The 25,028-nt window shown below is 74.5% G+C and carries 23 protein-coding genes and 1 riboswitch; of the genes, 7 read left to right on the forward strand and 16 right to left on the reverse strand.

All coding sequences use genetic code 11. The annotated features are described in order from the left end of the window. Positions 1 to 116: 116 nt before the first annotated feature. From ACIQG9_RS00405 to pdhA, 3 genes are read right to left on the reverse strand one after another with little or no spacing between them, the layout of a single operon-like run. Positions 117 to 1,544 carry a dihydrolipoamide acetyltransferase family protein gene (locus ACIQG9_RS00405; RefSeq protein ID WP_400396595.1) on the reverse strand — a complete coding sequence of 476 codons (1,428 nt, stop codon included), beginning with the start codon at positions 1,542 to 1,544 and terminating at the stop codon, positions 117 to 119. A gap of 52 nt (positions 1,545 to 1,596) precedes the next feature. Then, entirely contained in the window at positions 1,597 to 2,613 is a 1,017-nt protein-coding gene (locus tag ACIQG9_RS00410; RefSeq protein WP_400396598.1) for an alpha-ketoacid dehydrogenase subunit beta, read from the reverse strand. After that, positions 2,613 to 3,785: a pyruvate dehydrogenase (acetyl-transferring) E1 component subunit alpha gene (gene pdhA / locus ACIQG9_RS00415; protein WP_400396601.1), complete on the reverse strand. Its 1,173-nt coding sequence runs from the start codon at positions 3,783 to 3,785 to the stop codon at positions 2,613 to 2,615. The genes ACIQG9_RS00410 and pdhA overlap by 1 nt, the downstream gene beginning before the upstream one ends. 104 nt (positions 3,786 to 3,889) lie before the next feature. On the opposite strand from pdhA, the gene ACIQG9_RS00420 reads away from it, so the two are divergent. Next, positions 3,890 to 4,399 carry an Lrp/AsnC family transcriptional regulator gene (locus tag ACIQG9_RS00420; RefSeq protein ID WP_400396604.1) on the forward strand — a complete coding sequence of 170 codons (510 nt, stop codon included), beginning with the start codon at positions 3,890 to 3,892 and terminating at the stop codon, positions 4,397 to 4,399. Between the two features lie 8 nt (positions 4,400 to 4,407). On the opposite strand, the gene ACIQG9_RS00425 is transcribed toward ACIQG9_RS00420, so the two are convergent. Then, positions 4,408 to 5,391: a DNA polymerase domain-containing protein gene (locus tag ACIQG9_RS00425; protein ID WP_400396607.1), complete on the reverse strand. Its 984-nt coding sequence runs from the start codon at positions 5,389 to 5,391 to the stop codon at positions 4,408 to 4,410. 82 nt (positions 5,392 to 5,473) lie between these two features. Between ACIQG9_RS00425 and ACIQG9_RS00430 the strand changes: the two genes are divergently transcribed. Then, the gene (locus tag ACIQG9_RS00430) at positions 5,474 to 6,094 is read left to right on the forward strand and encodes an L-threonylcarbamoyladenylate synthase (protein WP_400396610.1); all 621 of its coding nucleotides are present in this window, start codon (positions 5,474 to 5,476) and stop codon (positions 6,092 to 6,094) included. Between the two features lie 26 nt (positions 6,095 to 6,120). Here ACIQG9_RS00430 and ACIQG9_RS00435 read toward each other — a convergent pair whose 3' ends face one another. Further along, positions 6,121 to 6,663, reverse strand: coding sequence for a hypothetical protein (locus tag ACIQG9_RS00435; protein ID WP_400396613.1), 543 nt, complete (start codon positions 6,661 to 6,663; stop codon positions 6,121 to 6,123). A gap of 121 nt (positions 6,664 to 6,784) precedes the next feature. Continuing rightward, the gene (locus ACIQG9_RS00440) at positions 6,785 to 7,654 is read right to left on the reverse strand and encodes a metallophosphoesterase family protein (protein ID WP_400396615.1); all 870 of its coding nucleotides are present in this window, start codon (positions 7,652 to 7,654) and stop codon (positions 6,785 to 6,787) included. Between the two features lie 316 nt (positions 7,655 to 7,970). Further along, positions 7,971 to 8,060, forward strand: a riboswitch (ZMP/ZTP riboswitch). Between the two features lie 18 nt (positions 8,061 to 8,078). Between ACIQG9_RS00440 and ACIQG9_RS00445 the strand changes: the two genes are divergently transcribed. Further along, positions 8,079 to 9,515, forward strand: a complete 1,437-nt coding sequence (locus ACIQG9_RS00445) for a glycine hydroxymethyltransferase (RefSeq protein ID WP_400396617.1) — start codon at positions 8,079 to 8,081, stop codon at positions 9,513 to 9,515. A gap of 379 nt (positions 9,516 to 9,894) precedes the next feature. Here ACIQG9_RS00445 and ACIQG9_RS00450 read toward each other — a convergent pair whose 3' ends face one another. From ACIQG9_RS00450 to ACIQG9_RS00475, 6 genes are all read right to left on the reverse strand, one after another. After that, positions 9,895 to 10,155: a hypothetical protein gene (locus ACIQG9_RS00450; protein ID WP_400396619.1), complete on the reverse strand. Its 261-nt coding sequence runs from the start codon at positions 10,153 to 10,155 to the stop codon at positions 9,895 to 9,897. 100 nt (positions 10,156 to 10,255) lie between these two features. After that, complete coding sequence (locus ACIQG9_RS00455) at positions 10,256 to 11,575, reverse strand: PLP-dependent aminotransferase family protein (RefSeq protein ID WP_400396622.1); 1,320 nt, start codon at positions 11,573 to 11,575, stop codon at positions 10,256 to 10,258. Positions 11,576 to 11,578: 3 nt separating this feature from the next. After that, complete coding sequence (locus tag ACIQG9_RS00460) at positions 11,579 to 12,679, reverse strand: alpha-hydroxy acid oxidase (protein WP_400398741.1); 1,101 nt, start codon at positions 12,677 to 12,679, stop codon at positions 11,579 to 11,581. Between the two features lie 85 nt (positions 12,680 to 12,764). Beyond that, entirely contained in the window at positions 12,765 to 13,769 is a 1,005-nt protein-coding gene (locus ACIQG9_RS00465) for an alpha/beta hydrolase (RefSeq protein WP_400396625.1), read from the reverse strand. An 8-nt stretch (positions 13,770 to 13,777) separates the two neighbouring features. Continuing rightward, a complete protein-coding gene (locus ACIQG9_RS00470; protein ID WP_400396627.1) occupies positions 13,778 to 14,995 on the reverse strand; it encodes a cytochrome P450 in 1,218 nt (405 codons plus the stop codon). 62 nt (positions 14,996 to 15,057) lie between these two features. Beyond that, positions 15,058 to 16,341 (reverse strand): SGNH/GDSL hydrolase family protein, encoded by a 1,284-nt coding sequence (locus ACIQG9_RS00475; RefSeq protein WP_400398742.1) that lies wholly within the window; start codon positions 16,339 to 16,341, stop codon positions 15,058 to 15,060. 358 nt (positions 16,342 to 16,699) lie between these two features. On the opposite strand from ACIQG9_RS00475, the gene ACIQG9_RS00480 reads away from it, so the two are divergent. The 4 genes from ACIQG9_RS00480 to ACIQG9_RS00495 all read left to right on the forward strand — a co-directional run bounded on the left by ACIQG9_RS00480 (position 16,700) and on the right by ACIQG9_RS00495 (position 20,844). Then, the gene (locus ACIQG9_RS00480) at positions 16,700 to 18,253 is read left to right on the forward strand and encodes a class I adenylate-forming enzyme family protein (protein ID WP_400396629.1); all 1,554 of its coding nucleotides are present in this window, start codon (positions 16,700 to 16,702) and stop codon (positions 18,251 to 18,253) included. Between the two features lie 173 nt (positions 18,254 to 18,426). Beyond that, complete coding sequence (locus tag ACIQG9_RS00485) at positions 18,427 to 19,686, forward strand: MFS transporter (RefSeq protein ID WP_400398743.1); 1,260 nt, start codon at positions 18,427 to 18,429, stop codon at positions 19,684 to 19,686. A 39-nt stretch (positions 19,687 to 19,725) separates the two neighbouring features. Next, positions 19,726 to 20,127 (forward strand): MmcQ/YjbR family DNA-binding protein, encoded by a 402-nt coding sequence (locus ACIQG9_RS00490; protein WP_400396631.1) that lies wholly within the window; start codon positions 19,726 to 19,728, stop codon positions 20,125 to 20,127. A 33-nt stretch (positions 20,128 to 20,160) separates the two neighbouring features. Next, complete coding sequence (locus ACIQG9_RS00495) at positions 20,161 to 20,844, forward strand: SGNH/GDSL hydrolase family protein (protein ID WP_400396634.1); 684 nt, start codon at positions 20,161 to 20,163, stop codon at positions 20,842 to 20,844. A gap of 90 nt (positions 20,845 to 20,934) precedes the next feature. Here the strand turns inward: ACIQG9_RS00495 and ACIQG9_RS00500 are convergent, their stop codons facing one another. The 4 genes from ACIQG9_RS00500 to ACIQG9_RS00515 are packed head-to-tail and all read right to left on the reverse strand — an operon-like array spanning position 20,935 to position 25,026. Next, positions 20,935 to 22,293 (reverse strand): hypothetical protein, encoded by a 1,359-nt coding sequence (locus ACIQG9_RS00500; protein WP_400396636.1) that lies wholly within the window; start codon positions 22,291 to 22,293, stop codon positions 20,935 to 20,937. Beyond that, entirely contained in the window at positions 22,290 to 23,264 is a 975-nt protein-coding gene (locus tag ACIQG9_RS00505) for an alpha-ketoacid dehydrogenase subunit beta (RefSeq protein ID WP_400396639.1), read from the reverse strand. Before ACIQG9_RS00505 ends, ACIQG9_RS00500 begins: the two co-directional genes overlap by 4 nt. Next, a complete protein-coding gene (locus tag ACIQG9_RS00510) occupies positions 23,264 to 24,232 on the reverse strand; it encodes a thiamine pyrophosphate-dependent dehydrogenase E1 component subunit alpha (protein WP_400396642.1) in 969 nt (322 codons plus the stop codon). Before ACIQG9_RS00510 ends, ACIQG9_RS00505 begins: the two co-directional genes overlap by 1 nt. Further along, on the reverse strand, positions 24,229 to 25,026 hold the full coding sequence (locus ACIQG9_RS00515; protein WP_400396645.1) for a DUF3050 domain-containing protein: 798 nt from the start codon (positions 25,024 to 25,026) through the stop codon (positions 24,229 to 24,231). The genes ACIQG9_RS00510 and ACIQG9_RS00515 overlap by 4 nt, the downstream gene beginning before the upstream one ends. Positions 25,027 to 25,028 lie beyond the last annotated feature (2 nt).

Raw genomic sequence — 25,028 nt, forward strand, 5'->3', positions numbered from 1 at the left:
CCACCGACCGGAAAACCCCGCCCCCGCCGCCCGGTGCGGGGACGAAGAGGACGGCACCACCGACGTACGGCGGAGCCGGTCACCCCGCGCAGGGCGACCGGCTCCGCGCGTACCGCTCAGACGTTCGCCACCAGCAGCGCCGGCTGCTCGACGCAGTCGGCGACGTGCCGCAGGAAGCCACCGGCCACCCCACCGTCACAGACCCGGTGGTCGAAGGTGAGGCTGAGCTGGGTCACCTTGCGCACCGCGAGCTGCCTGTCGACCACCCACGGCTTGTCCACGATCCGGCCCACCCCGAGCAGCGCGGCCTCCGGGTGGTTGATGATCGGGGTGGAACCGTCCACTCCGAACACCCCGTAGTTGTTGAGGGTGAACGTGCCGCCGGTGAGCCGGGTCGGCGGCAGCGTGCCGGCCCGGGCGGCGGCGGTGGTCTCCGCCAGGGCGGCCGCCAGTTCCCGGGTGGTGAGCCGCTGGGCGTCGCGCAGCACCGGGACGAGCAGGCCCCGGTCGGTCTGCGCGGCGATGCCCAGGTGCACCCCGGCGGACTGGACGATCCGCTGCCCCTCGGTGTCGACGTACGCGTTGAGCTGCGGGTACCGCCGCAGGCCGCTGAGGCAGATCCGGGCCAGCAGGGCCAGCACGCCGATCGGGGCGTCCGGGGTGGCCGCGTTGATCGCCGCCCGGGTGGCCAGCAGGCCGGTGGCGTCCACGTCGACCCAGATGGTCACCTCGGGGATCTCCCGCCGGCTGCGGGAGAGCTTGTCGGCGATCACCTTGCGGATGCCGGTCAGCGGGATGACCACGTCCGACCCGCCGGCCGGGGCGAGCCCGTCCTGCCCGGCCGGCTGGTCCGGCACGGCGGCGAGCCGGGGCGCCGGGGCGGCCAGGGCCGCCTCCACGTCGGCCCGGCGGATCACGCCACCGGGCCCGGTGCCGCGCAGCGCGCCGAGGTCCACCCCGTGCTCCCTCGCCAGCCGCCGGACGATCGGCGAGATGACCAGGGCAGCCGCCCCGCCGGCCCGGGAGGTGCCGCCCGGGTCCGGCGGGACGGCACCGTCGGTGGTCGCCCCGGCGGCGTGCACCGGGACGTCCCGGCCCGCGCCGGCCGGGACCCTCGGCACGGTCGACGGGCCGGCGACGGGTTCAGGGGCCACCGCCAGTCGGGGGCGGCGGCGTCGCCGGCCGGAGCCACCGTGCCCGGTGCCGTACCCGATCAGCACGTTGCCGGAGCCGGCCCGCTCCTCCTCCCGGTAGGTGGCGTGCCCGGCGGGCTCGTCGCCGCCCGGGCCGTCCAGCGGGGCGATGGTGATCAGCGGCTGACCGACCGGCCGGACCTCACCCGCCGCGCCGTGCAGGGCGACCACCCGCCCGGCGTACGGGCAGGGCACGTCGACGACGGCCTTGGCGGTCTCCACCTCCACCACGCTCTGGTCCACGGTCACCACGTCGCCGACGGCGACCCGCCACTCGACGATCTCGGCCTCGCTCAGCCCCTCCCCGAGGTCGGGCAGGAGGAAGATCTGGACGCCGTCCACGGTGGTCACGCGGATCCCTCCCGTCGGCCGGTGGCCGGGCGGGCCGGGATGGTCCGCCCGCTCATGCCGCGCTGCCCTGGGTCAGCCAGCGCGGGTCGGGCCGGTCGTCCCACTGGAGGCGGGCCACCGTGTCGAGCACCCGGTCGACGCCGGGCAGGTGGGTGTGCTCCAGCATCGGCGCCGGGTACGGGATGTCCAGGCCGGACACCCGCAGCACCGGGGCGTGCAGGGCGTGGAAGCACCGCTCCTGCACCCGGGCCGCGATCTCCGCGCCGACCCCGGCGAAGCCCTGCGCCTCCTGGATCACCACGCACCGCCCGGTCCGGCGCACCGAGGCGGTGACCGTGGCGTCGTCGAACGGCACGATGGTCCGGACGTCGACCACCTCCAGGTCCCAGCCCTCCTCGCGGGCGGCCTCGGCGGCCTCCAGCGCGACCGGCACCGCCGGGCCGTACGCGACCAGGGTGGCGTCGGTGCCGGCCCGGCGGACGACGGCCCGGCCGAACGGCGCGGTGCGGGTCGGCAGTTCCGCCTCGGCGCTGGAGAAGTAGAGCTTCTTCGGCTCCATGAACACCACCGGGTCCGGGTCGGCGATCGCCTCCCGCAGCAGCGAGTACGCGTCCTCGACGGTGGCCGGGGTGACCACCTTCAGGCCGGGGGTGTGCGCGTAGTACGCCTCGGACGAGTCGCAGTGGTGCTCGACGCCACCGATGCCGCCGGCGTAGGGCACCCGGATGACGATCGGCACGGTCAGCGCGCCCCGGGTGCGGTTGCGCAGCTTCGCCACGTGCGAGGCGATCTGCTCGAACGCCGGGTAGGCGAACGCGTCGAACTGCATCTCGACGACCGGGCGCAGCCCGGACATGGCCAGGCCGACGGCGAACCCGACGATGCCGGCCTCGGCGAGCGGGGTGTCGAAGCAGCGCTTGTCGCCGAACCGGGCCTGGAGCCCGTCGGTGATCCGGAAGACGCCGCCGAGCTGCCCGACGTCCTCGCCGAAAACGAGCACCCGCTCGTCGTCGAGCATCGCGTCGGCGAGCGCGGCGTTGAGCGCCTTCGCCATGGTCAGGGTGGCCATCAGGCGGTCCCCTCCTCGTCGCGGGCGGCGGCCAGCTCGGCGCGGACCTGCTCGCGCTGCTCGACCAGCTGCGGGGTCGGCTCGGCGTACACGTGCGCGAAGAGGCTCAACGGGTCGACCGTCGGCTGGGTGTTCATCCGGGTGCGCAGGTCGGCGGCGTACGCCTCGGCCTCCTCGGCGATCGCGGCGACGGCCGCGTCGTCGAGCACCCCACGGGCCCGCAGGTAGGTCTCCAGCCGGGCGACCGGGTCCCGGTCGCGCCACGCCTCCACCTCGCCGGCGTCCCGGTAGCGGCTGGCGTCGTCGGCGTTGGTGTGCGCCTCCATCCGGTACGTGTGCGCCTCGACCAGGTACGGCCCGTGGCCGGCCCGGGCGTGCGCCACCGCGCGGGTGAGCACCGCGAGGACGGCCACCGGGTCGTTGCCGTCGACCTGCTCGCTGGGCACGCCGTAGCCGACGCCCTTGTAGGCCAGGCTCGGCGCGGCGGTCTGCCGGGACAGCGGGACGCTGATCGCGTACTTGTTGTTCTGCACGAAGAAGACGACCGGGGCCTTGAACACGGCGGCGAAGTTGACCCCCTCGTGGAAGTCGCCCTCGCTGGTGGCGCCGTCCCCGATGAAGGCCAGCGCGACGGTGTCCCGCCCCTGGTAGGACTCGCCGTAGGCCAGCCCGGCGGCGTGCACGCACTGGGTGGCCAGCGGGGTGCACTGCGGCGCGGTGCGCACCAGCGTCGGGTCGTACCCGCAGTGCCAGTCGCCGCGCAGCAGGGTCAGCACCTCGACCGGGTCGATGCCCCGGGCGGTCAGCGCCATCGACTCGCGGTAGGTGGGGAAGACCCAGTCGTCGTCGCGCAGCGCGAGGATCGCGCCGACCTGGCAGGCCTCCTGCCCCCGGGAGGACGGGTAGACGGCGAGCCGCCCCTGCTTGGTCAGCGCGGTGGCCTGTACGTCGAAGCGGCGGCCGACGACCATCCGCCGGTACATCTCCCGCAGCGCCTCGACGAGCGGCTCGGGCAGGTCGGCGGGGGGCGGCAGCGGGGTGCCGTCGGGGTGCAGCAGGCGGACCGGTTCGGTCTGCGGGAGCAGGCCGGCGGTCGGCTCGGGGGCGACCGGGGTGGCCGGTCGACGGGTACGCGGGGATGCCCTGCGGACCGCCCGGGGTGTGGTCGTCACGGCGGGACCTCCTGGACGTGTGGTGGCCCTATGCTCCTGCTGTTGGATGATTGACTCAAGATCCCGGTGGAACGCGGGACGAATGGCATCCCGAGGAGCAGTTGATGAGCCAGGAGACCAGCCCGACCACGGGTCCGCCGGGCGGGACGGGACGTTCGGCCGCCACCCCCCTGGACGAGGTGGACCGGCGGATCCTCGACGAACTGGTCCGCGACGGCCGGCTGTCCATCCGCACCCTGGCCGAGCGGGTGCACGTCTCCCGCACCAACGCGTACGCCCGGGTGGAGCGGCTGCTGCGCGACGGGGTGGTCACCGGCTTCCGGGCCCGGGTGGCGCCCGAGCCGGCCGGGCTGGGCACCTCCGCGTACCTCGCGCTGACCATCGAGCAGAACACCTGGCGGGAGGTCTCCGCGGAGCTGGCCCGGGTGCGCTACGTCGAACACGTGGCGCTGCTCAGCGGCGAGCACGACGTGCTGGCGCTGGTCCGGGCACCGGACAACGCCACCCTGCGGGACGTGGTGCTGGACCGGGTGCAGGGCATCGCCGGGGTGCTGTCCACCCGTAGCTGGCTGGTCTTCGAAGAGTTCGACGGCACCCGCAGCCCCTGGGCGTAGCGGACGGGTCAGCGTTCCGGCGGGGCCTCCAGCCCCTCCCGGTCGGCCAGCTCCAGCAGCGGCTCCAGGGAGAACCGCCGCTCGTCCAGCCCGGCGTGCGGATCGCCCCGCCCGGCGAACCGGGCCGGCATGCTCAGCACGTCGAAGTCCTCGGGGCGCGCGTCGTCCAGCTCCGACCAGTCCAGCGGCGCGGAGACCAGCGCCGCCGGAGTGGGCCGGATGGAGTACGCCGAGGTCATGGTGTGGTCCCGGGCCATCTGGTTGTAGTCGACGAAGACCGGCCGGTCCCGCTGGTCGCGCCACCAGGTGGTGGTGACCAGGTCCGGCCGGCGGCGCTGCGTCTCACGGCCCAACGCCAGCACCGCCCGCCGGCACTCGCCGAAGCTCCACCTCGGCTCGATCGACAGGTAGACGTGCAGGCCGCGCCCGCCGGTGGTCTTCGGGTAGCCGACCAGTCCCAGCTCGTCGAGGAACGCCCGCACCTCGTGCGCAACCGGCACCACCTGGTCGAACCCGACGCCGGGCATCGGGTCGAGGTCGATCCGGAGCTGGTCCGGGTGGTCCACGTCGGTGGCGGAGACCGGCCACGGGTGGAAGCGGAGCGTGCCCAGGTTGGCCGCCCAGGCCACCACGGCCAGCTCGGTCGGGGCGATCTCGTCGGCCGTCCGGCCGCTGGGGAAGGTCAGATGCGCGGTGCGTACCCAGTCGGGTGCGCCCGCCGGCACCCGCTTCTGGTAGAAAGCGTCGCCCCGGTTGTCCTGCCGGGTGCCGATCCTCGCCCCCGCGAACACCCCGCGCGGCCAGCGCTCCAGCATCGTCGGACGGTTCCACAGCGCGCGCAGGATGCCGTCGCCGACGGCGAGGAAGTAGCCGACCACGTCGCGCTTGGTCAGCCCCCGCTCCGGGAAGTACGGCTTGTCGGGGCTGGACACCCGGACGACCCGCGCGCCGACCCGGATCTCCTCGGCTGCCGTCGTCGCCACGCCTCCCACCGTATCCGTCGCCGCCGGTGCGCGGCGGCGGCTCACCGGGACCGCCCGGTGCCAGCGGACGCGCCGGTCCTAGGCTGCCGCCATGGCGACGTACTTCGACGTGCACCCGGACAACCCGCAACCGCGGACGATCGGCAGGGCGGTCGGGCTCCTCCGCGCCGACGGGCTGATCGCCTATCCGACCGACTCGGGCTTCGCGCTCGGGTGCCGGATGGGCAACCGGGACGGCATCGACCGGATCAGGGAGATCCGCCAGCTCGACAGCCGCCACCACTTCACCCTGGTGTGCCGGGACTTCGCGCAGCTCGGCCAGCTCGTGCAGATCAACAACGCCCTGTTCCGGTCGTTGAAGGCGGCCACTCCGGGCAGCTACACGTTCATCCTGCCGGCCACGAGGGAGGTCCCGCGCCGGCTGCTGCACCCGAGGAAGAAGACGGTGGGGGTCCGCATCCCCGACCACCCGGTGGCGCAGGCGTTGCTGACGGAGCTGGGCGAGCCGCTGCTGTCGAGCACCCTGCTGCTGCCCGGCGAGGTCGAACCGATGACCCAGGGCTGGGAGATCAAGGAGCGGCTGGACCACGTGGTGGACGCGGTGGTCGACTCCGGCGAGTGCGGCGTCCTGCCCACCACCGTGATCGACTTCTCGCAGGACCCACCGGAGATCGTCCGGCGGGGTGCCGGCGACCCGTCCCGCTTCGAGTAGCCGACGGCGGCCGGGAGCCCGCCGGCTCAGGGCACGTCGAGGTCGAGCGCGGGCAGCGGCAGCGGCTCGGCGACCGTGCCGGCGGCACCCCCGGCCGAATGCTCCGGCGCCGGCCGGTGGACGTCGCGGGTCCGGGTGTGCAGCCGGCCCGCCGGCCCGTTGCGGCGGGTCACCTCGCAGGTCACCAGGTGGATCGGCGGCGGCGGCGCGACGAACCGTCCCGGCCCCCAACGCACCCAGACCGCGACCCGGCCGGCCTCGGCCTCCGCCGCCAGCTTCGCCCAGGTGCGCCCCCGGTCGGTGTGGTCGACCTCGACGACGACGGGTGGGCCGTCCGGCCGGGCACACGCCACGTCGAGCACCGACTGCCGGCCCGACAGCGGCGGTGGCAGAGGCAGCACGCTGGGCGCCCGGCGGTAGACCCGCCAACCCTGGTCACCGGCCCAGCCGGCCACCGCGTCGATGATCCGGGCCGTCACCGCGTCGGTGCCCAGGTCGACGAAGACGAGCCGGGCCAGCGCCCGCCCGAGCGCCGCCGCCACCTGTTCCCCGTCCGCCGCGCCGTTCATGGGCGCAGGGTATCGGCACCCAGCGCGCCGTCGCCGGTGGAGTTCCCGGTACGGGCGCGGCGCGGCCGGTGGGGCGGTCCCGTCCGGTCCGCCCGACCGCCGGCCGGACCCGGTCGGCGGTTCACCAGGCCGTCCTCGGCACGCCCTGCGGCGCCGGCAGGATCCGCCGCACCCGCCCCGGGGGTACGGCCCGCTGTCGCCACTCCCGGGGGTAGCCCACCGAGACCTCCTCGAACCGCACCCCGTCGCGCCAGGTGGTACGCGGGATGTGCAGGTGCCCGTAGACCACGGCGCGGGCGGCGAACCGGCGGTGCCAGTCGGCCGTGCCGTCCGTCCCGCACCACTGCGCGAAGATCGGATAGCGCAGCACCTCGGTCGGATGACGGTCCAACGGCCAGTGGTTGACCAGCACCGTCGGCAGCTCCGGATCCCGGGCGGCCAGCCGGCGGGCGGTCTCGTCCAGCCGGGCCGCGCACCACTCCTGCCGGCTCGGGTACGGGTCGGGGTGCAGCAGGAACTCGTCGGTGCAGACGATCCCGCTGCGGTACGCCTCCGCCAGGGCCGCCTCCCGGGTGTCGAACCCCGGTGGTCGCCAGCTGTAGTCGTAGAGCAGGAACAGCGGGGCCACCAGCGCCGGACCGCCGGGCCCCCGCCAGACCGGGTAGTCGTCCTCGGGCGTGACCACCCCCAGCGCCCGGCAGCGCTCCACCAGCAGCCGGTAGCGCGCCACCCCGCGCAGGGTGACCGGGTCGGCCGGCGGGCTCCACAGCTCGTGGTTGCCGGGCACCCAGATCACCGTCTCGTACCGGCGCGCGAGCAGGCCGAGCGCCCACTCGACGTCGGCCACGGTGTCCGCCACGTCCCCGGCGACGATCAGCCAGTCCCGTGGCGAGTCGGGCCGCAGCGCCTCGACCAGGGCACGGTTCTCCGCGTACCCGACGTGCAGGTCGCTGATCGCGACCAGACTGCCCTCGGCGTCCTCCCCCAGCATCCGCCGATCGTACGCAGCGGCGCCCCCGGGCGCGGAACGCGCGGGACGGCGGACGGCCGGGGCGGTCCGCCCGGCCGGCCCGGGTGTCGCGCAGCTCGGCACGATCGGAGACGTCGGTCGTGGTCGCCGCCCGGGGCATCGCCGCCACCCTCGCCGCCCGGTCGACGGCCTCCCAGGTGCGGGCCACCTGACCGGGCGGGCCGGGCCGGGTCCGTCCACCCGACGCCCAGCCCGCCGCAGGCGCCCGGGTGCCGGCCGTTTCCGTGGGGCGGCACGGACTGGCGTCCGGCACCCGGACGGGCACCCGGTAGGATCGTCGGCGGGCCGTGACTGGCGCGTGGGGATGGAGCACCATCGGGAAGCGGCCCCGTCATGAGGACGCACGCCGAGCGCCTGGGCCTTCCGCACGCCACCAGGAGGTCCCATGTCGCTGAACGCCGAATCCACCGCCTTCCGCAGCGCGCTCGAGGTGATCCGTGCCGTCGAGCCCCGGGTGGCCGACGCCATCGGCGCCGAGCTGGCCGACCAGCGCGAATCGCTGAAGCTCATCGCCAGCGAGAACTACGCCTCCCCGGCCACCCTGCTGGCGATGGGCAACTGGTTCAGCGACAAGTACGCCGAGGGCACCGTCGGCCGCCGGTTCTACGCCGGCTGCCAGAACGTCGACACCGTCGAGGCGCTCGCCGCCGAGCACGCCAAGGAGCTGTTCGGCGCCGCCCACGCGTACGTGCAGCCGCACTCCGGCATCGACGCCAACCTGGTCGCCTTCTGGGCGGTCCTGGCCGACCGGGTGGAGTCGCCGGCCCTGCGCAAGGCCCAGGTCCGCCAGGTCAACGACCTCACCGAGGCGGACTGGTTCGCGCTGCGCCGCGAACTGGGCAACCAGCGGATGCTCGGCATGTCGCTGGACGCCGGCGGTCACCTCACCCACGGCTTCCGGCCGAACATCTCCGGCAAGATGTTCGACCAGCGCAGCTACGGCACCGACCCGGTCACCGGGCTGATCGACTACGACCGGGTCGCCGAGGCGGCCCGCGAGTTCAAGCCGCTGATCCTGGTCGCCGGCTACTCGGCGTACCCCCGGAAGGTCAACTTCCGGATCATGCGGGAGATCGCCGACTCGGTCGGCGCCACCTTCATGGTCGACATGGCGCACTTCGCGGGCCTGGTCGCCGGCAAGGTCTTCACCGGCGACTTCGACCCGGTGCCGCACGCGCACATCGTCACCACCACCACCCACAAGTCGCTGCGCGGCCCACGCGGCGGCATGGTGCTCTGCGGCCCGGAACTGGCCGACCAGGTCGACCGGGGCTGCCCGATGGTGCTCGGCGGCCCGCTGCCGCACGTGATGGCCGCCAAGGCCGTCGCGCTCGCGGAGGCCCGCCGCCCCGACTTCGCCGACTACGCCCAGCGGATCGTCGACAACGCGCAGGCGCTCGCCGAGGGGCTGCGGCGGCGGGGCACCACGCTGGTCACCGGCGGCACCGACAACCACCTGGTCCTGCTCGATGTCTCCGGCTACGGCCTCACCGGCCGGCAGGCCGAGCAGGCGCTGCTCGACTCGGGCATCGTCACCAACCGCAACGCCGTCCCGCAGGACCCCAACGGCGCCTGGTACACCTCGGGCATCCGGATCGGCACCCCGGCGCTGACCAGCCGGGGCCTGGGCACGGCCGAGATGGACGCCACCGCCGAGCTGATCCACACCGTGCTCACCCAGACCGCGCCGGGCGGCAACGCCGACGGCACCCCGTCGAAGGCCAAGTACGTCCTCGACCCGGCGGTGGCCGACAAGGTCAGCGAGCAGGCCACCGACCTGCTCGCCGGCTTCCCCCTCTACCCCACCGTCAACCTGGGCTGACGCCACCACCGCCCACCCGCCCACCACACCCCGACGCCCCGCCCGGCCCCGCCGCGCGGGGCGTCCCCTTCCACACCCCGGCCGCCCCCAGGCGCCCCGCACACCCCCGGGCGCCTCCACCGCCAGCGCCCCGCACACCCCCGGTGATCAAGAGCTTTCGGTCACCAACCGCTCCCCCAGTACCCAAAACCTCTTGATCACCGCAGACGAACTCGGGACCGGGCCACCCGGGACGGGCGCGGCCCGGGGTGGGGTCGGTGATCAAGAGGTTTTGGTCGCGGAGACGCACTCCGGTGACCGAAACCTCTTGATCACGCGGGAAAGCGGGGAGGGCGGGAGGGCGGGGGGAGGGGGCGGGGGCGGGGAGGGGGGCGGGGGGTCAGGTTAGGGGGCGCTTTAGGTGGTAGCGGTGGACTTCGGTGCTGCCCTGGACGTTGTTGACGTCCTCGGCGGCGGAGACCAACTCCCAGCCCTCCCGACCGACCCGGTTGAGGTGGGCGATCGCGGTGTCGCCGTACGCGGTGACGTCGTTGCGCGAGCCGTCCGGGCCGTACCAGACGAACGAGACGTGGAACTGGCGTCCCTGTCCCTGGTAGCGGCGGACCAACAGGGCGTACTCCCAAGCGACCATGTCGTCCATTATGGCCGCTCGGTCGGTCGTCCGGCAGCACGGGGGGTGGCGGGTCGGCGACGTTCCGCCGTCCGCCGGTCGGGCCGGCGGAGCGCGGCCCCGGGGCGGGTCACCCCGCCGGCAGCGCGGACCGGGCCAGCTCCTCGGTGACCAGCGCGGCGAGCCGGTCGAGGCCGAGGTCGATCTGGTCCGGGGTGACCGCGCTGACCGACAGCCGCAGCGCGTCCACCGGGCGGCCGTCGTCGTAGAAGTGCGCCATCGGGGTCCACAGCACCCCGTGCCGCTCGGCGGACCGGCGCAGCAGCGCGTCGTCGACCGGGAACGGCACGGTGACCACCACGAAGAAGCCACCCGCCGGGGCGTTCCAGCGCACCGGGGACCCGGCCGGGAAGCGCCGTCGCAGGCCGGCCAGGAGGTGATGCAGGTTGCGGGTGTACGCGGCGCGTTCCCGGACGTTCGCGGCGACCAGCGAGCAGTCGTGTTCCAGCAGTGCGCCGCCGATGACGGCCTGGGCCAGCGCGGAGGTGTTCACCGTGACCATGCTTTTGATCTTGGCGAGCTGGTCGGCGAACGGCACCACCGCACCGTCCGCACCGGCGACCCGCTGGTCGGCCAGCACGTAGCCGACCCGGGCGCCGGGCAGCACCGTCTTGGCGAACGAGCCGAGGTAGACCACCCGGCGGCGGGTGTCGAGCGCCTTGAGCGTCGGAACCCGGTCCACGTCCCCGGCCGGGAAGAGGCCGTACGGGTTGTCCTCGATCAGCAGCAGGTCCTCCTCGGCGGCCAGGTCGAGCAGCCGCCGCCGGGCGGCCACGTCGAGGCTGACCCCGGACGGGTTGGCGAAGTCGGGCATCACGTAGCAGGCCCGGGGACGCAGCCCCTCGGCCCGGGCCCGGCGTGCCTGGGCCCGCAGGTCGGCCAGGTCCACCCCGGCCGGACCGCCGGCCACCGGCCGGACCGGCAGGTCCACCAGCCGCGCCGCGCCGGTGAGCCCGACGTACGTGGGGGCCACCGCGAGCAGCACGTCCGCCGGCCCGGCCCGCAGCGCCCGGAGCACCAGGAACATCGCCTCCTGGCAGCCGACGGTCACCACCACCGCCTCCGGGTCGACGTCGATGCCCTCGTCGACGGCGAGGTTGCGGGCGATCAGGTGGTGGATGATCCCCTTGGTACGGCCGTACTGGAACAGGGTCCGGCGTACCTGCTCCGGGCCCTGCCCGAGGTCGTCGGCGAGGTGCCGGCGGAACCGGTCCAGCCAGCGACGCGGCGCGTCGTCGTCGAAGAACTCCTCGTACGGCCGGCCGGCGGCCAGCGACACCGCGTCCGGCCAGTGCTGGGCCACCTCGTTGAGGAAGTTCATCGAGTTCAGCGCCGGGTCGTCGACCGCCGGGTGCAGGGTCGCGACGTCCAGGTCCACCGGTTGGTTCACGGGTCAGCCTCCGGTCGTGGCGCGCAGCCGCCGGGCCTCGGCCGGGTCGGCGCAGCCGGTCAGGGTCAGGGCGTCGCGCAGCTCGACCGCGAGCAGCGCGAGCGCGGCCTCGGCGCCCGCCCGGCCGCCGGCGGCGAGCGCCCAGAGCAGCGGGCGGCCGAGCAGCACCCCGGTCGCGCCGAGGGCCAGGGCGCGCAGCACGTCGGTGCCGGAGCGGACGCCGCTGTCCAGCAGCACCTCCACCCGGTCGCCGACGGCCGCCACCACCTCGGGCAGCACGGTGGCGGTGGCGGGTGCCCCGTCGAACTGCCGGCCGCCGTGGTTGGAGACCACCACGGCGTCCACGCCGACGTCGGCGGCCCGGGCCGCGTCGCGCGGGTCGAGGACGCCCTTGACCAGCAGCGGCAACCCGGTACGGTCGCGCAGCCAGGCCAGGTCGGCCCAGGTGAGCGCGGGCGCGAAGACGGCGTCGGTGTGCGCGGCGATGGCCGACACCCCGGGTGTGCCGGCGTGCGCCAGGTCGTCCCGGCCGGCGGGCAGGTTGGCGGCGGTCACCTCGGCCGGCAGTGCGAAGCCGTTGCGGACGTCGCGCAGCCGCCGGCCGAGCACCGGCACGTCGACGGTGACCATCAGCGCGGCGCAGCCCGCGGCGTGCGCCCGGTCGAGCAGCTCGGCGACGAGCCCCCGGTCGCGCAGCCAGTAGAGCTGGAACCAGACGGGCCCGCCGGTGGCGGCGGTGACCTCCTCGATCGGGGTGCTGCTCAGCGTGCTGAGCACGTAGGGCAGCCCGGCCGCGCCGGCCGCCGCCGCGAGGGCCGGCTCGCCGTCGGGGTGCAGCAGCCGCTGGTACGCCATCGGCGCGACCGCCACCGGCATGGCCTGGCTACGCCCGAGCAGCGCCGCCCCGGTGCGCGGGCTCTCCACGCCGGTGAGCACCCGGGGCAGCACGGCGACCCGGTCCAGGGCGGCCCGGTTGGCGGCGAGGGTGGTCTCGGTGCCGCTGCCCCCGCCGACGAAGTCCCAGACGCCCGGCGGGAGCGCGGCCCGGGCCAGGTCGGCGAAGTCGGCCAGGCTGACCGGCGGCCGGTCGGCGGTCCCGGACACCCCGCGGTCCTCGCCGGCCGGCACCGACCCGGCGGCGACCGGCGGCCCGGCGGGAGCGGCGGGCGGCACGTCGGAGCGGATCGGCTCAGCCACCGCTCGCACCCGTCGGAGCGGCCACCGGGGCGGCGGAACGGTCGGGCGTCGGCCCGTCCGGAGTGGGCAGCCCGAAGACCTCCCGCAGGAAGGCGGCGGCCTCGTCCTGGGCACGGCGGCCGGCGTCGAAGACGCCGGGCATCGCGAAGAACCCGTGGATCATGCCGGGGTAACGACTCGACCGCACCGGCACTCCGGCCTCGCGCAGCCGCTGCGCGTACCGCTCCCCCTCGCCGCACAGCGGGTCGTGCTCGGCGGTGACCACCAGGGCCGGCGGCAGCCCGGCGAGGTCGTCGGCGAGCAGCGGGGAGGCCAGCGGGTCGGCCGCGTCGGCCGGGTCGGCCAGGTAGTGGCCCCGGTACCAGTCGACGGAGTGCTGGTTGAACAACAGCGGGTCCTGGTCGGCGGCGGGCCGCCGGTCGGCGCGCTGGTCGGTGTTCGGGTAGACCAGCAACTGCCCGGCCAGCCGGGGGCCGCCCTCGGCGCGGGCCAGCAGGGTCACCGCCGCCGCCAGGTTGCCACCGGCGCTGTCGCCGCCCACGACCAGCCGGTCCGGGTCCGCCCCGAAGTCGGCGGCGTGCTCGGCGAGCCACCGGGTGGCGGCGTGGCAGTCCAGGACGGCGGCCGGGAACGGGTGCTCCGGGGCGAGCCGGTAGCCGACCGTCACCACCTGGCAGGGGGTGGCGTTGGCCAGCCGGCGGCAGATCCCGTCGGCGGTCTCCACGCTGCCCAGCGTCCAGCCGCCGCCGAAGAAGTAGACCAGGGTGGGCAGCGGCCCGTCGCCGGCCGGCCGGTGCACCCGTAGGCGCAGCTCACCGGCGGGGCCGGGGACGTACGTGTCGCGTACCTGGTGGACCGGCTCGACGTCGCCGCCGCCGGCGCGGATCGCGGCGAGGTCGGCGGCGCGGGCCTCGGCCAGGGTCTGGGTGTACAGCGGTGGGGTGCCGGCGGCGGCCCGCGCGGTCCGGTACGCCACCACCTGGGGATCGAGGGGCATGAGGTCTCCTACTCGCCGGTGGTGACGAAGAGCTTGTCGATGCCGCGCAGGAACAGGCTCCCGCTGTAGTCTGGCTGCTGGCTGACCGCGAGCCGGGGGAAGCGGGCGAAGAGCCGGGGCAGGCCGATCCGGCCCTCCAGCCGGGACACCGCCGAGCCGAGGCAGAAGTGCGGGCCGACACCGAAGGCCAGCGACGGTGGCCCCTCCCGACGCGGGTCGAACCGGTCCGGCTCCGGGAAGCGGGCCGGGTCACGGTTGGCGCCCGCGATGATCAGCAGCACGTTCTCGTCCCGGGCGACCGGCACGCCACCCAGCTCGGTGTCCCGGGGCGCGGCCCGGGCCAGGAAGTGCACCGGGCTCTCCAGCCGCAGCACCTCGTCCACGCAACCCTGGGCCAGCGCCTCGTCGCCGGGCAGCGCGGCGACGGTCGCCGGGTGGGCCAGCAACACCGGCAGACCGTTGCTGAACATGTAGACGGTGGTGACGAAGCTGGCGTTGAAGAGCACGATCAGGTTGCTGATCAGCTCCTCCTCGGTGAGGTCGACGTCGCCGGAGTCCAGCGCCTCGACCAGGCCGCTGATCAGGTCCGTGCCGGGCTGCCGGCGGCGGTGCGCGATCAGGTCCCGGTACAGGGCGCGCAGCTCCTCGGCGGCCTGGTTGGCCAGCGCCAGCCGCTGCGGGGTGTTGCCGGCCACGTCGAGGTACTCGTCGATCCAGTCGACCCGCTGCCGGTACCAGGCCAGCTCGGCCTCGGGCAGCCCGATGAACTCGGCCATCACCAGCGCCGGCACCGGGTAGGCGAACTCGGCGACGAAGTCGACCTCGCCGCCGCCGGCACCGGCCTCGGCCATCCGGTCGAGCAGGTTGTCGACCACCCGGACGATCACCGGCTCCAGCGCGCCCAACCGGCGCGGCGTGAACGTCTTGGCGAAGACGCCCCGCATCCGGCCGTGGTCCGGCGGGTTGATGAACATCATCGAGGAGTGGAAGGTGCGCAGGATCTCCTGGTCCTGCCAGCCGGGTGGGGCCTGCTTGTACCACTCCGGGTCGCGCAGCACCTGGTCGACCAGGTCGTAGCCGACGGCCACCGCGCTGACCGTGCTGTGCTCCGAGCGGTTCGGGATGACGCTGATCGGCCCGTGCTGGTGCAGGGCCGCGTACCACGGGTAGGGGTGCTGCCGGCCCTGCTCGCTGTAGAGGCCGGTCAGAATCTCGTCGACGTTCATGTGGTGCTTCCTCCCCAGGATGAACGGTGGGGCGGCGAGGTCACCCCGCCGCCCCACCGGTGTCACAGACCGAGCAGTCGAAGGGGTACGGCGTCCGCCAGCGCCTGGTTGCCGGCGTCGTTGGGGTGGATGTGGTCCCCCGAGTCGTACGCCGGCCGCAGCCGGCTGGGCTGCGCCGGGTCGCGCAGCACCGCGTCGAAGTCGAGCAGCCCGTCGAACTCGTGGGCGCCCGGGCCACGCAGCCAGGTGTTCACCGCCTGCCGCTTGGCGTCCTTCTCCGGCGTCCACACCCCCGGGTTGCCGTGCCCCTCGTACGGGGTGAGGGTGGCGGCGAGGCTGCGCAGGCCACGCGCCTTGGCCTGCTGGTTGACCTGACGCAGCGAGGCGATGATGCTCTCGGCCGAGTCGTCGGACATCCAGAGGTCGTTGATGCCGAGGTGGGTCACCAGGGTCTTCACCCCGGTCTGCGGGAAGACGTCCTCGTTGAGCCGGGCCAGGGCGTTGGGACCCAGCTCGTAGTAGCCGGGGAAGCCGCCCGTGCCGGGCTCCGTGCCCTCGTGGTTGAGCCGGTTGCCGGCGAGGCTCAGGTTGAGCACGCCGGGGGTGCGCACCTCCGGTCGGGCGGTGGCGAGCCGGGCGGCGAGCAGGTCCGGCCAGCGCTTGTTGGCGTTGACGGTGCTGCCGTTGCCGTCGCCGATCGAGTCGCCCAGCACCACCACCGCACCGGGGGTCTGCCGGCGCTCCACGTCGATGCCGGACAGGAACATCCAGCAGCAGTCCGGCCGGATGGTGAAGCCGGCGCCGTCGGCGGCGGTGGTCAGGTCGTTCGCGCCGATGAAGGTGGTGACCTTCGACTGGCCATGGAACGTCACCGGCCCGGTGAGCACCGGGAAGTGCAGGGTGACCACCAGGTCCTCCTGCTCGGCCACCGGGTAGTCCAGCGGGTCGCTGAGCAGCTCGGCACCCCTGTTCATGGTGGCCGAGGTGGCCCCACCGAAGGTCAGCTCGCGCAGCGTGCCGGGGACGATGTCGGACCGGTCGGTCACGGTGACGGTGTTGGGGCGGGCGACGGTGGCGTGTCCCACCTGCACCGCCTGCTCACCGTAGAGGTTGCTCAGCCGGACCCGCAGCCGCTCGCCGCCGACCGTGGTGTGCACGGTCATCCGGATGCTCTGGTTGTTCAGCCCGGTGTTGGTCAGCCCGACGGTGTTCCCTCGGGTGACCGCCGCGGCCCATGTGCCCGCCCACTCCCCCCGGGCGTGCCGGGCGCTGTCGGAGTCGGACGGCCCGGCGCTGGCCACCACCGCCGGGGCGCTCACGACCAGCAACGCGGCCGCGGACGCTATGACCTGCCATCTCTTCGGGGTCGACATTGAACCTCCATGGTTGGCCGCCCAGGGCCGGCGTCCATTGACGGCACCGCCCGGACGATGGTCCAGAAACCTAGCGGCGACCGCTGACAGGCGTCAATCAACCCGATAGACATGATCAAATGTCCATGGTGGCTGGTCGATCGCCGTTCGGCTCTGTCCCCCGGCGACGCCGTCCGCCTAGGCTCGCAGTCGGCGGCGGTGCGGTCGCCCATTCCCGCACCCCGTCGCGTGCCGGGCTCTGACTTGCCCGGACGCCATCCCGGCCGGTCGCCAGCTCGGGTCCCACCGGGCCGCCGACGACCCGCCGCCGCATCGACCTGGGGGCTGTGCGATGACCGACGGGGCCGACCGTTCCACCACCTACGTGCACGACGCGCTGGAGCTGTTCGCCGGGTTCGGCGACCGGGAGGCGCTGGTCGGCGACGGACGCCGGCTGACCTACCCGCAGGTCGCCGACGAGGTACGCGGGCTGGCCCGCGCGCTCGCCGGGCACGGGGTACGCCCCGGCGCGGCGGTGCTGGTGATGCTGGGCAACGCGGTGGAGGGTCCGCTGCTCCAGCTCGCCCTGCACCTGCTCGGCTGCCGGACGATGTGGATCGCCCCGGTGACGTCCCGGCGGGAGATCGACGAGTTCGTCCGGCTGGCCCGGCCGGACGTCTTCGTGCACCACGCGCACGCCCCCGACGGGCTGGGCGCGGAGATCGCCGCGTCCCTGCCGGGGGTGCCGGTGCTGCGGCTGGGCGCGGAGCTGACCGCCGACGCGCCGCCCGCCGAGCTGCCCGCCGAGGTGCCGTCCCCGGAGTCGTTCCTGCAGACCAGCGGCACCACCGGCACGCCGAAGCTGGTGCACCACCGGGAGAGCTTCTACCGGCAGGTGCTGGCCCTGGCGGCGGACTTCCGGGCGGCCGGCTTCCCGCTGCTGCGGCACCTGTCGCACTCGCCGATGTGGCTGGCCAGCGGGCAGATCACCACCCTGTTCAACCTCTTCACCGGCGGGGTGCTGTTCCTGCGCCAGCAGTGGGACCCGGCCGCGTTCATCGAGACCGTGGACGCCGAACGGCTCACCTCCACCTTCGTCACCCCGCCGATGCTCTACCAGGTGCTCGACCATCCGGCCCTGGACGGCGCCGACTTCTCGGCCATGTTCATGTTCAACGTGGGCGCCGGGCCCGCCGCGCCGGCCCGGCTGCGGCAGGCGATCGCCCGGTTCGGCCCGTGCCTGCGGATCGTGTACGGCCTCAGCGAGGCCGTGGTGATCTGCGCACTGCCCGGACTGACCGACGACCCGGCGCACCCGGAGCGGCTGGGCTCCTGCGGCCGGCCGTACGGCGACGTGACGGTCGAGATCCGCGACCCGGACGGGCGGGTGGTGCCGGCCGGCGTCGACGGCGAGGTGTGGGTGCGTACCCGGCTCAGCTTCCACGGCTACCACGGGCAGCCCGGGTTGACCGCCGAGACGCTGGTCGACGGCTGGGTGCGCACCCGGGACGTCGGTCACCTCGACGACGACGGGTTCCTCTACCTGGTGGACCGGTTGCAGGACCGCATCCTCACCCGGCAGCGGAGCTGGCCGATCTACTCCCGGCCGATCGAGGACGTCCTCGCCGGGCATTCGGAGGTCCGGGCGGCGGCGGTGATCGGGGTGCCCGATCCGGTCGCCGGCGAGCTGCCGCACGCGTACGTGGTGCGTGCCCCCGGGGCGACGGTGACCGGGGTGGAGCTGATCGAGCTGGTCACCAGCGAGCTGAGCGACACCTGGGCGCCGGGCGCGGTGGAGTTCGTCGACGCGCTGCCGCTGAACCGGTCGGCGAAGGTGGACAAGCGGGCGTTGCGCGACCGGTACGCCGCCGGGCGTCCCGCCGACGCGGTCGGCAGCCCGGCGTGACCGCCGACGCCGACGCCGCGCCCCGGACGACGGCTCCCTCCGGCAGCCCCGGCCCCGGCTCGGGCCCGTTCTCCGGCACCGACTCGGGCTCGGGCAGCGGCACCGACTCGGGCCCCGCCACCGACTCAGGCCCCGCCACCGCCACCGGCACCAGCACCGGCAGCGGCAGCGCGGTGACGACGGACGCCGGTTCGCGGCCGGGGAGCGCCGCCGCGCGCCGGGAACTGGTCACGTTGGTCGCCGCCGACCTGATCTCCAACCTGGGCAGCCGCATCTCGGTGATCGCCATCCCGTGGCTGGTGCTGACCATCACCGGCAGCCCGGCGAAGATGGGCATCGTGGCGGCGGCGGAGTTCCTGCCGTACATGCTCTCCAGTTCGCTGGCCACCCCGTGGGCGGACCGGTTCGGGGTGCGGCGTACCTCCATCACGGTGGACGCGGCGAGCGCGGTGGTGATCGCCGTGGTGGCGCTGGCCCCGTGGCTGGGCTTCGGGTGGCTGGTCGCCCTCGTCGCGGTGGCGGGTGGGCTGCGCGGGATCGGCGACCGGGTGAAGCACGTGATGTTCCGGCCGGCGGCACAGCGGGCGGGGGTGGAGCTGATCCGGCTCACCTCCGCCTACGACGGCCTGCTGCGGGGGGTCGGACTGTTCGGGGCGGTGGCGGGCGGCCTGCTCATCGACTGGGTCGGGGTGACCCGGGCGATCTGGATCGACGCGGGGACCTTCGCGCTCTGCGCGCTGCTGGTCGGGGTGCTGGTCCGCCCGCCGGCCAGTACGGCGCCGGTGGCGCCCCGGGAGCGCTACTTCCAGGCCCTGCGCACCGGCTTCGGCTACCTGCGCACCGACCGGGTGCTGCTGACCATGCTGGTGGTGGTCTCCGCCCTGAACATGTTCGCCGCCGCCAACACGGCCGTCTGGGTGCCGCTGTGGGTCCGTGACGAACTCGGTGACCCGGCCGGCTTCGGCCTGGTACTGGGGATCTTCGGCGGCGGCGCGCTGCTGGGCAACGTGGTCTTCACGATGATCGGGCCCCGGCTGCCCCGGACACTCGTGTTCGCCGTCGGCGCGGCGGTCAGCGGCGCGCCCCGGCTGCTCGCCCTGGCCCTCACCGACCACCTGGTGGTGGTGCTGGTGGTGACGTTCCTGTCGGGGATCGGGATCGCCGCGGTCAACCCGCTGCTGGGGGCCACGCTCTACGAACGGGTGCCCGACGAGTTGCAGACCCGGGTACTGGGGATCTCCGGCTCGCTGGCGTTCGTCGGGCTGCCGGTGGGGGCGCTGGTCGGTGGCTGGTCGGTGGCGGCGCTCGGGCTGCGTCCGGCGCTGCTGGTGATGGCGGTGGTGTGCGCGGTGTTGACCGTGCTGCCGCTGGTCGCCGGGCCGTTGCGGGCCGGCCGGCCCGGACCCCGGCCGGCCGCCACCACCCCGGGCTGACCGGCCGGCACCGGCCCGCGGACCGGGCTACGGTGGGGCATGGCCACCTGGGACGACGTACGCCGGATCGCCCTCGCCCTGCCGGCGACCACCGAGCGCCCGACCTACGACGGCCTGGCCGCCTGGCGGGTCCGCGACAAGCTCTTCGTCTGGGACCGGCCGCTGCGCCGGCCCGATCTCGCGGCCCTCGGCGACTCCGCCCCCGCCGGCCCGGTCCTCGGCGCGCGGGTGCCCGACCTCGGCGCGAAGGAGGCGCTGATCGCCGACGACCCCGGCCGGTACTTCACCGTCCCGCACCTCGACGGTCACCCGATCGTGCTGGTGCGGCTCGACCGGATGGCGGTGGCGGAGCTGACCGAGCTGATCGTCGAGGCGTGGTACACCCGCGCGCCGCGACGCCTCGCCGCCGCCCACCGGGCCGGGACCGGCCAGCCCGGCTGAACGGCACGGGCCGGGTGGGCTACATTGCCCGCCATGTCATCGACGTTGACCGAGGCCACCGATCCGTACTGCCTGCGCGACGGGGAGAGTGCCGACCTGCTGCGCGACCACCCGTGGCACCGGTTCGTGGTGCTCGGCGACAGCGTCGCGGAGGGCATGTGCGAGCCGGTCGACGGCTACCCGGACGTGCAGTGGGCGGACCGGATCGCGGCCGAGCTGTCGGCCGGACGACCCGGGCTGGCGTACCTGAACCTGGGCCGGCGCGGGCTGCGGGCCCAGCAGGTCCGCGCGGGGCAACTGGACCGGGCGCTGGCCTTCTCCCCCGACCTGGCGCTGGTGGTCTGCGGCGGCAACGACGCCTTCCGGACGGCGTTCGACCCGGACGCGGTGGACGCCGAGCTGACCGCGATCGTCACCGCGCTACGCGACGCCGGCGCGGACGTGATCACGGTCGGCATGTTCGACGTCTCGCACAGCCCGGCGGTGCCGGCGTCGCTGCGTCCGGGGCTCGGTGCGCGGATGCGACTGCTCTCCTCCCGTACCGGCCGGCTGGCCGACCGGTACGGGACGCTGCACGTGCACCTCACCGACCATCCGGCCGGCACTGACCCGTCGCTCTACAGCAGCGACGGCCGGCACGGCAGCGCGCGCAGTGACGCCATCGCCGCGGCGGAGACGATCCGCCGGCTCGGCGCGCACCTGGCCGCCCGCCGGTGACCGGACGCCGCCCGGGGAGGTCGGGACGGTGCGCTATGGACGGTCCCAGCGGCGGGCCGGTGCCGCCGGGACACGGGCGGACGCGGCCGGTCAGTCGGTGAGCAGGATGCCGGTGAGCAGGACGCCCCGGGCGAGGTTGAGGACCTCGTCGCAGCCGGGGTAGCCGACCCGGGCCAGGGCACCCGAGCCGGTCCGCCCGAACAGGTACGGGGCGATGCTGTACGGCACCTCGGCGGTGACCGTCTCGCCGGTCTCCATCCGCACGAAGTCCATCGCCACCCGGTCGGCGGGCATGTACTGCTGGAGGATGTCGCCGCCCCGGTCGATGGCGGCGCGCAGCCCGGCGGCCCACTCCTCGGCGCTCAGGGCCGGGCCGATCAGCACCCCGTGGCCCGCCGAGCCGTCGGCCGGCTTGGCGACCAGGTTGGCCTGGTCGGCGAGGGCCCGGTCCAGCTCGGCGGCGGTCAGCGCCACGGTGTGCGGCACGTACCGACGGACCAGGGCCTGGTCGGCGGCGGCGAGCTGGTCCAGGTCCTCGTAGAGCCAGGCGTAGTTGAGCTTGTTGCCGAGCAGCCAGGCGGCGGCGCTGACGAACATCGGCAGGGTGCCGGCGTCGAGGGCCCCGGCGACCGCCTCCAGGCCGGCGCTCGGGGTGACCCGGTTGGGCACGAAGAGCCGGAACAGCGCGTCCACCGGTGCGCCACCGATCACCAGCCGCCGCTGGGCGTCCAGGGTGGCGGTGCCGACCGGGGCGATGACCAGGTCGATGCCGAAGTTCCGGGCCTGGTCGACGAGCGGAGAGAGGATCTTGATGAAGTCGTCCGGCGTCTCCAGGCCCGGGTAGTCGGCGTCGAAGTCCAGCAGCAGCGCCACCCGGGCCCCGTCGGCCAGGGACAGCCCGTCCCGGATCGCCACGAACCGCTGGTCCAGCAGGGACGGGGCGGGCCGCACCGGCAGCCCGTCGAGGATGCCCTGCTCCTGGTAGAGCGTCGCGTACCGGCGGACCACCGTGTCGGCGTCGAAGCCGCCACCCAGGCTGCTGTCGATGTTGTACTCGACGATCTTCGGCACCCCGCCGGAGATCAGCACGTCGGGCCGGTACGCGGCGAGCAGCGCCTCGGACAGCTCCTCGGACTCGTCGAGCAGCCTCGTCCCGCCCTCGGGCACCCCGAGCAGCCGGCGCAGCTCCCCGGCGGTGCGGGCCCGCCGCTGGCAGGCATCCAGGATGAGCTGGGCGAGCCGGTCGCAGACCTCGTTCAACTCGCGGAACGCGTCCGCCGGCATGACCGGGGGCCGGGCCAGCCGCCACGTCGTGTTGTACGTCGCGCAGCCGTAGAAGATCTCCTTCCAGGCGGCGGCCCCGGCGGCCACCATCGCCGTACGGGCCGGCTCCGGCAGGTCGCGCCAGGCCTGGCTGGCCTCGGGCCAGGGGTAGTTCGGGTCGATCATCGTCCGTCCTTCATGGTGAGTTGGATGGCGGCGGTGAGTTGCTCGCGGCCCGGCTGCACGGCCCGGTCCAGCGCCGGGGCGAAGGGCAGCACCGCGCCGTCCGGGCGGGTGACCCGGCGCGGCGGCGCGGCCAGCGGCACCCGCTCCACGACGCTGGCGATGATCTCGGCGGCGATGCCACAGGACCGGTTGGAGTCGTCGACCACCACCAGCCGGCCGGTACGGGACACCGAGTCGACCAACCCGTCCAGGTCGAACGGGTAGAGCGTGCGCGGATCGAACACCTCCACCGACACCTGGTCGGCCAGCGCGTCGGCGACGGCCAGCGCGTCGTGCACCAGATGCCCGACGGCGACCACGGTGACGTCGTCCCCGGCCCGGCGGACCAGCCCCCGGCCCAGCGGCACCGGGGCGAGGGTGGCGAAGTCGACGTCCGCCCGGACGTCCAGCGCGCCGGCCGGGGCGAACACCACCACCGGATCGTCGTGCCGGATCGCCGAGACCAGCAGCCCGTACGCGTCGGCCGGGGTGGCCGGCACCGCGGTGACGATGCCGACATGGGCGAAGAGCGAGTACGGATGGTCGGAGTGCTGCCCCGCCCAGCCGGTCCGGGAGCCGGAGCCGGGCACCAGGTAGGTGACCGGGACCGCGCACTGCCCACCGGTCATCAGCGGGAACTTGTGGGCGTGGTTGACGATCTGCTCGAAGACCAGGAACAGCAGGGACGGGATCTGGAACTCCACCACCGGCCGCAGCCCGGCCAGGGCCGCCCCGGTGGCGAAGCTGGTGAACGCCTGCTCCGACAGCGGGGTGTCCAGGACCCGTTCCGGCCCGAACCGCTTCAGCAGGCCGGCGGTGACGTTCGACGCGCCCACCCGGATGTCCTCGCCGAGCAGGAACACCGACTCGTCGCGGGCCAGTTCGTCGGCGAGCGCCCGGGTCAGCGCCTTGCGGTACGAAAGCCGTGGCATCACGAACCTCCCCGGGCGGTCAGCCCGCTGGCGTACAGGTGGTCCTGCGCGCCGGCCGGGTCCGGCTCGGCGCTGGCCAGGGCGAACTCCACCGCCGCGGTGAGCGTGCGCTCGACCTCGGCGTCGACCGCCGCCCGGTCGGCCGGGGACAGCCGGGTGCCCTGGATCAGCACCGGGTCCCGGGCCCGACCGGCGGCCACCTCCTCCGGCGGGCGGTAGTCGAGGCGTACCGAATGTTCGAAGGTGTGGTGGGCGTCGAACCGGTAGGTGCGGGCCTCGACCAGCTCCGGCCCGCCGCCGTCGCGCATCCGCGCGACGGCGGCGGCGGTCGCCGCGCGCACCTGCTCCGGGTCCTGGCCGTCGACGACGACGGCCGGGATGCCGAACGCCTCGGCCCGGCCGGTGATGGTGCCGGCGACCGCGCCGGCCACCGGCATGGTGGTGGCGTAGCCGTTGTTCTCGCAGACCAGCAGCACCGGCACCCGCCAGAGCGCGGCCAGGTTGAACGCCTCCAGCAGCATCCCCTCGTTGACCGCGCCGTCGCCGAAGAAGCTCGCCCCCACCACGTCGTCGCCGCGCTGCCGGCGGGCCCAGACCGCGCCGGCGAGGATCGCCGGCGCGGCCCCGACGATGGCGTTCGCGCCGAGCACTCCGATCGAGAGGTCGGCGGCGTGCATCGAGCCGCCCCGGCCCCGGTTCAGCCCGGTCTCCCGGCCGCACAGCTCGGCCATCATCCGGGCCGGGTCGGCACCCTTCGCGAGCACGTGCCCGTGCCCGCGATGGGTGCCGGTGACCAGGTCCCCGTCGCGCAGTGCGGCGCACACGCCGGCGGCGATCCCCTCCTGACCGAGGTAGGGGTGGATGCCGCCGACGACGTGCCCGGAGCGGACCAGCTCGATGGCCCGCTCCTCGAACCGGCGGATCAGCCGCACCGTGCGGTACAACCGGACCGGGTCGGCGTCGGTCACCTGTCGCGACCCTCCTTGACGGCGGCGAGGATGTCGTCCCAGAGCTGGGCGCGGGCGGCCAGCGCCAGGTTGACCGTGTCGGCGCACTCCTGCCACTTGACGTCGTCGTCGCCGCACAGGTCGGCGAGCATCTGCATCGCCATCGGGGTGTGCTGCTCCCCGTCGACCTCGATGTGCCGCTCCAGGTAGTCGACGAAGGTGTGCAGCCGGTTGCTGCGCTCGTTGACGGCGACGACCTGGGTGAACATGTCGGGGATCAGGTCCTCCCGGCCGAACGCGAACGCGGCGGCCTGGCAGTGCACCGGGGTCGACTCGATGATCTTCCAGGTGGTGGCGGCGAAGGCCCGCGACGCCTCGGGCACGCCGGCCGCGACCAGCGCGTCGGTGACCGACGAACCGGCCCGCAACAACTCGATCAGCCGGTCGACGGCGGCGGTGTCCGCCCCGGCCTCGCCCATCCCCCGCACGTAGAGCTCGAAGTGGCTGATGTAGCCCTCGCCCAGCTCGTCGCTCTCCTCCACCATCACGATGTCGTTGATCAGCCGCCGGCTGCCCGTCGGGCCGGTCGGGATCCACGGCACGTTCACGCAGGTGAGCTGCCGCTGCAACGACTTCAACAGGGACATGAAGTCCCAGACCGCGAAGACGTGGTGCTCCATGAAGGTGACCAGCGCCTCGTGGGTGTCCAGGTTGGCGTACAGCGGGTGCTTGACCACCACGTCCCGGCGGTCGGTCACCGCCTTCTCCAGCCGCTCGATGCCCGGGTGCGTCTTACCCCAGTCGTACCGTGACATGT

This window comes from Micromonospora sp. NPDC092111 (assembly GCF_044755745.1).
GTDB lineage: Bacteria > Actinomycetota > Actinomycetes > Mycobacteriales > Micromonosporaceae > Micromonospora.

What these genes read in the sequence shown, in the direction of transcription:
- ACIQG9_RS00410 (WP_400396598.1), bottom strand. Translation starts at nt 2,613, where the DNA reads ATGGCCACCCTGACCATGGCGAAGGCGCTCAACGCCGCGCTCGCCGAC.
- ACIQG9_RS00420 (WP_400396604.1), top strand. Translation starts at nt 3,890, where the DNA reads ATGAGCCAGGAGACCAGCCCGACCACGGGTCCGCCGGGCGGGACGGGA.
- ACIQG9_RS00430 (WP_400396610.1), top strand. Translation starts at nt 5,474, where the DNA reads ATGGCGACGTACTTCGACGTGCACCCGGACAACCCGCAACCGCGGACG.
- ACIQG9_RS00435 (WP_400396613.1), bottom strand. Translation starts at nt 6,663, where the DNA reads ATGAACGGCGCGGCGGACGGGGAACAGGTGGCGGCGGCGCTCGGGCGG.
- ACIQG9_RS00440 (WP_400396615.1), bottom strand. Translation starts at nt 7,654, where the DNA reads ATGCTGGGGGAGGACGCCGAGGGCAGTCTGGTCGCGATCAGCGACCTG.
- ACIQG9_RS00445 (WP_400396617.1), top strand. Translation starts at nt 8,079, where the DNA reads ATGTCGCTGAACGCCGAATCCACCGCCTTCCGCAGCGCGCTCGAGGTG.
- ACIQG9_RS00450 (WP_400396619.1), bottom strand. Translation starts at nt 10,155, where the DNA reads ATGGACGACATGGTCGCTTGGGAGTACGCCCTGTTGGTCCGCCGCTAC.
- ACIQG9_RS00465 (WP_400396625.1), bottom strand. Translation starts at nt 13,769, where the DNA reads ATGCCCCTCGATCCCCAGGTGGTGGCGTACCGGACCGCGCGGGCCGCC.
- ACIQG9_RS00470 (WP_400396627.1), bottom strand. Translation starts at nt 14,995, where the DNA reads ATGAACGTCGACGAGATTCTGACCGGCCTCTACAGCGAGCAGGGCCGG.
- ACIQG9_RS00480 (WP_400396629.1), top strand. Translation starts at nt 16,700, where the DNA reads ATGACCGACGGGGCCGACCGTTCCACCACCTACGTGCACGACGCGCTG.
- ACIQG9_RS00490 (WP_400396631.1), top strand. Translation starts at nt 19,726, where the DNA reads ATGGCCACCTGGGACGACGTACGCCGGATCGCCCTCGCCCTGCCGGCG.
- ACIQG9_RS00495 (WP_400396634.1), top strand. Translation starts at nt 20,161, where the DNA reads ATGTCATCGACGTTGACCGAGGCCACCGATCCGTACTGCCTGCGCGAC.
- ACIQG9_RS00500 (WP_400396636.1), bottom strand. Translation starts at nt 22,293, where the DNA reads ATGATCGACCCGAACTACCCCTGGCCCGAGGCCAGCCAGGCCTGGCGC.
- ACIQG9_RS00505 (WP_400396639.1), bottom strand. Translation starts at nt 23,264, where the DNA reads ATGCCACGGCTTTCGTACCGCAAGGCGCTGACCCGGGCGCTCGCCGAC.
- ACIQG9_RS00515 (WP_400396645.1), bottom strand. Translation starts at nt 25,026, where the DNA reads ATGTCACGGTACGACTGGGGTAAGACGCACCCGGGCATCGAGCGGCTG.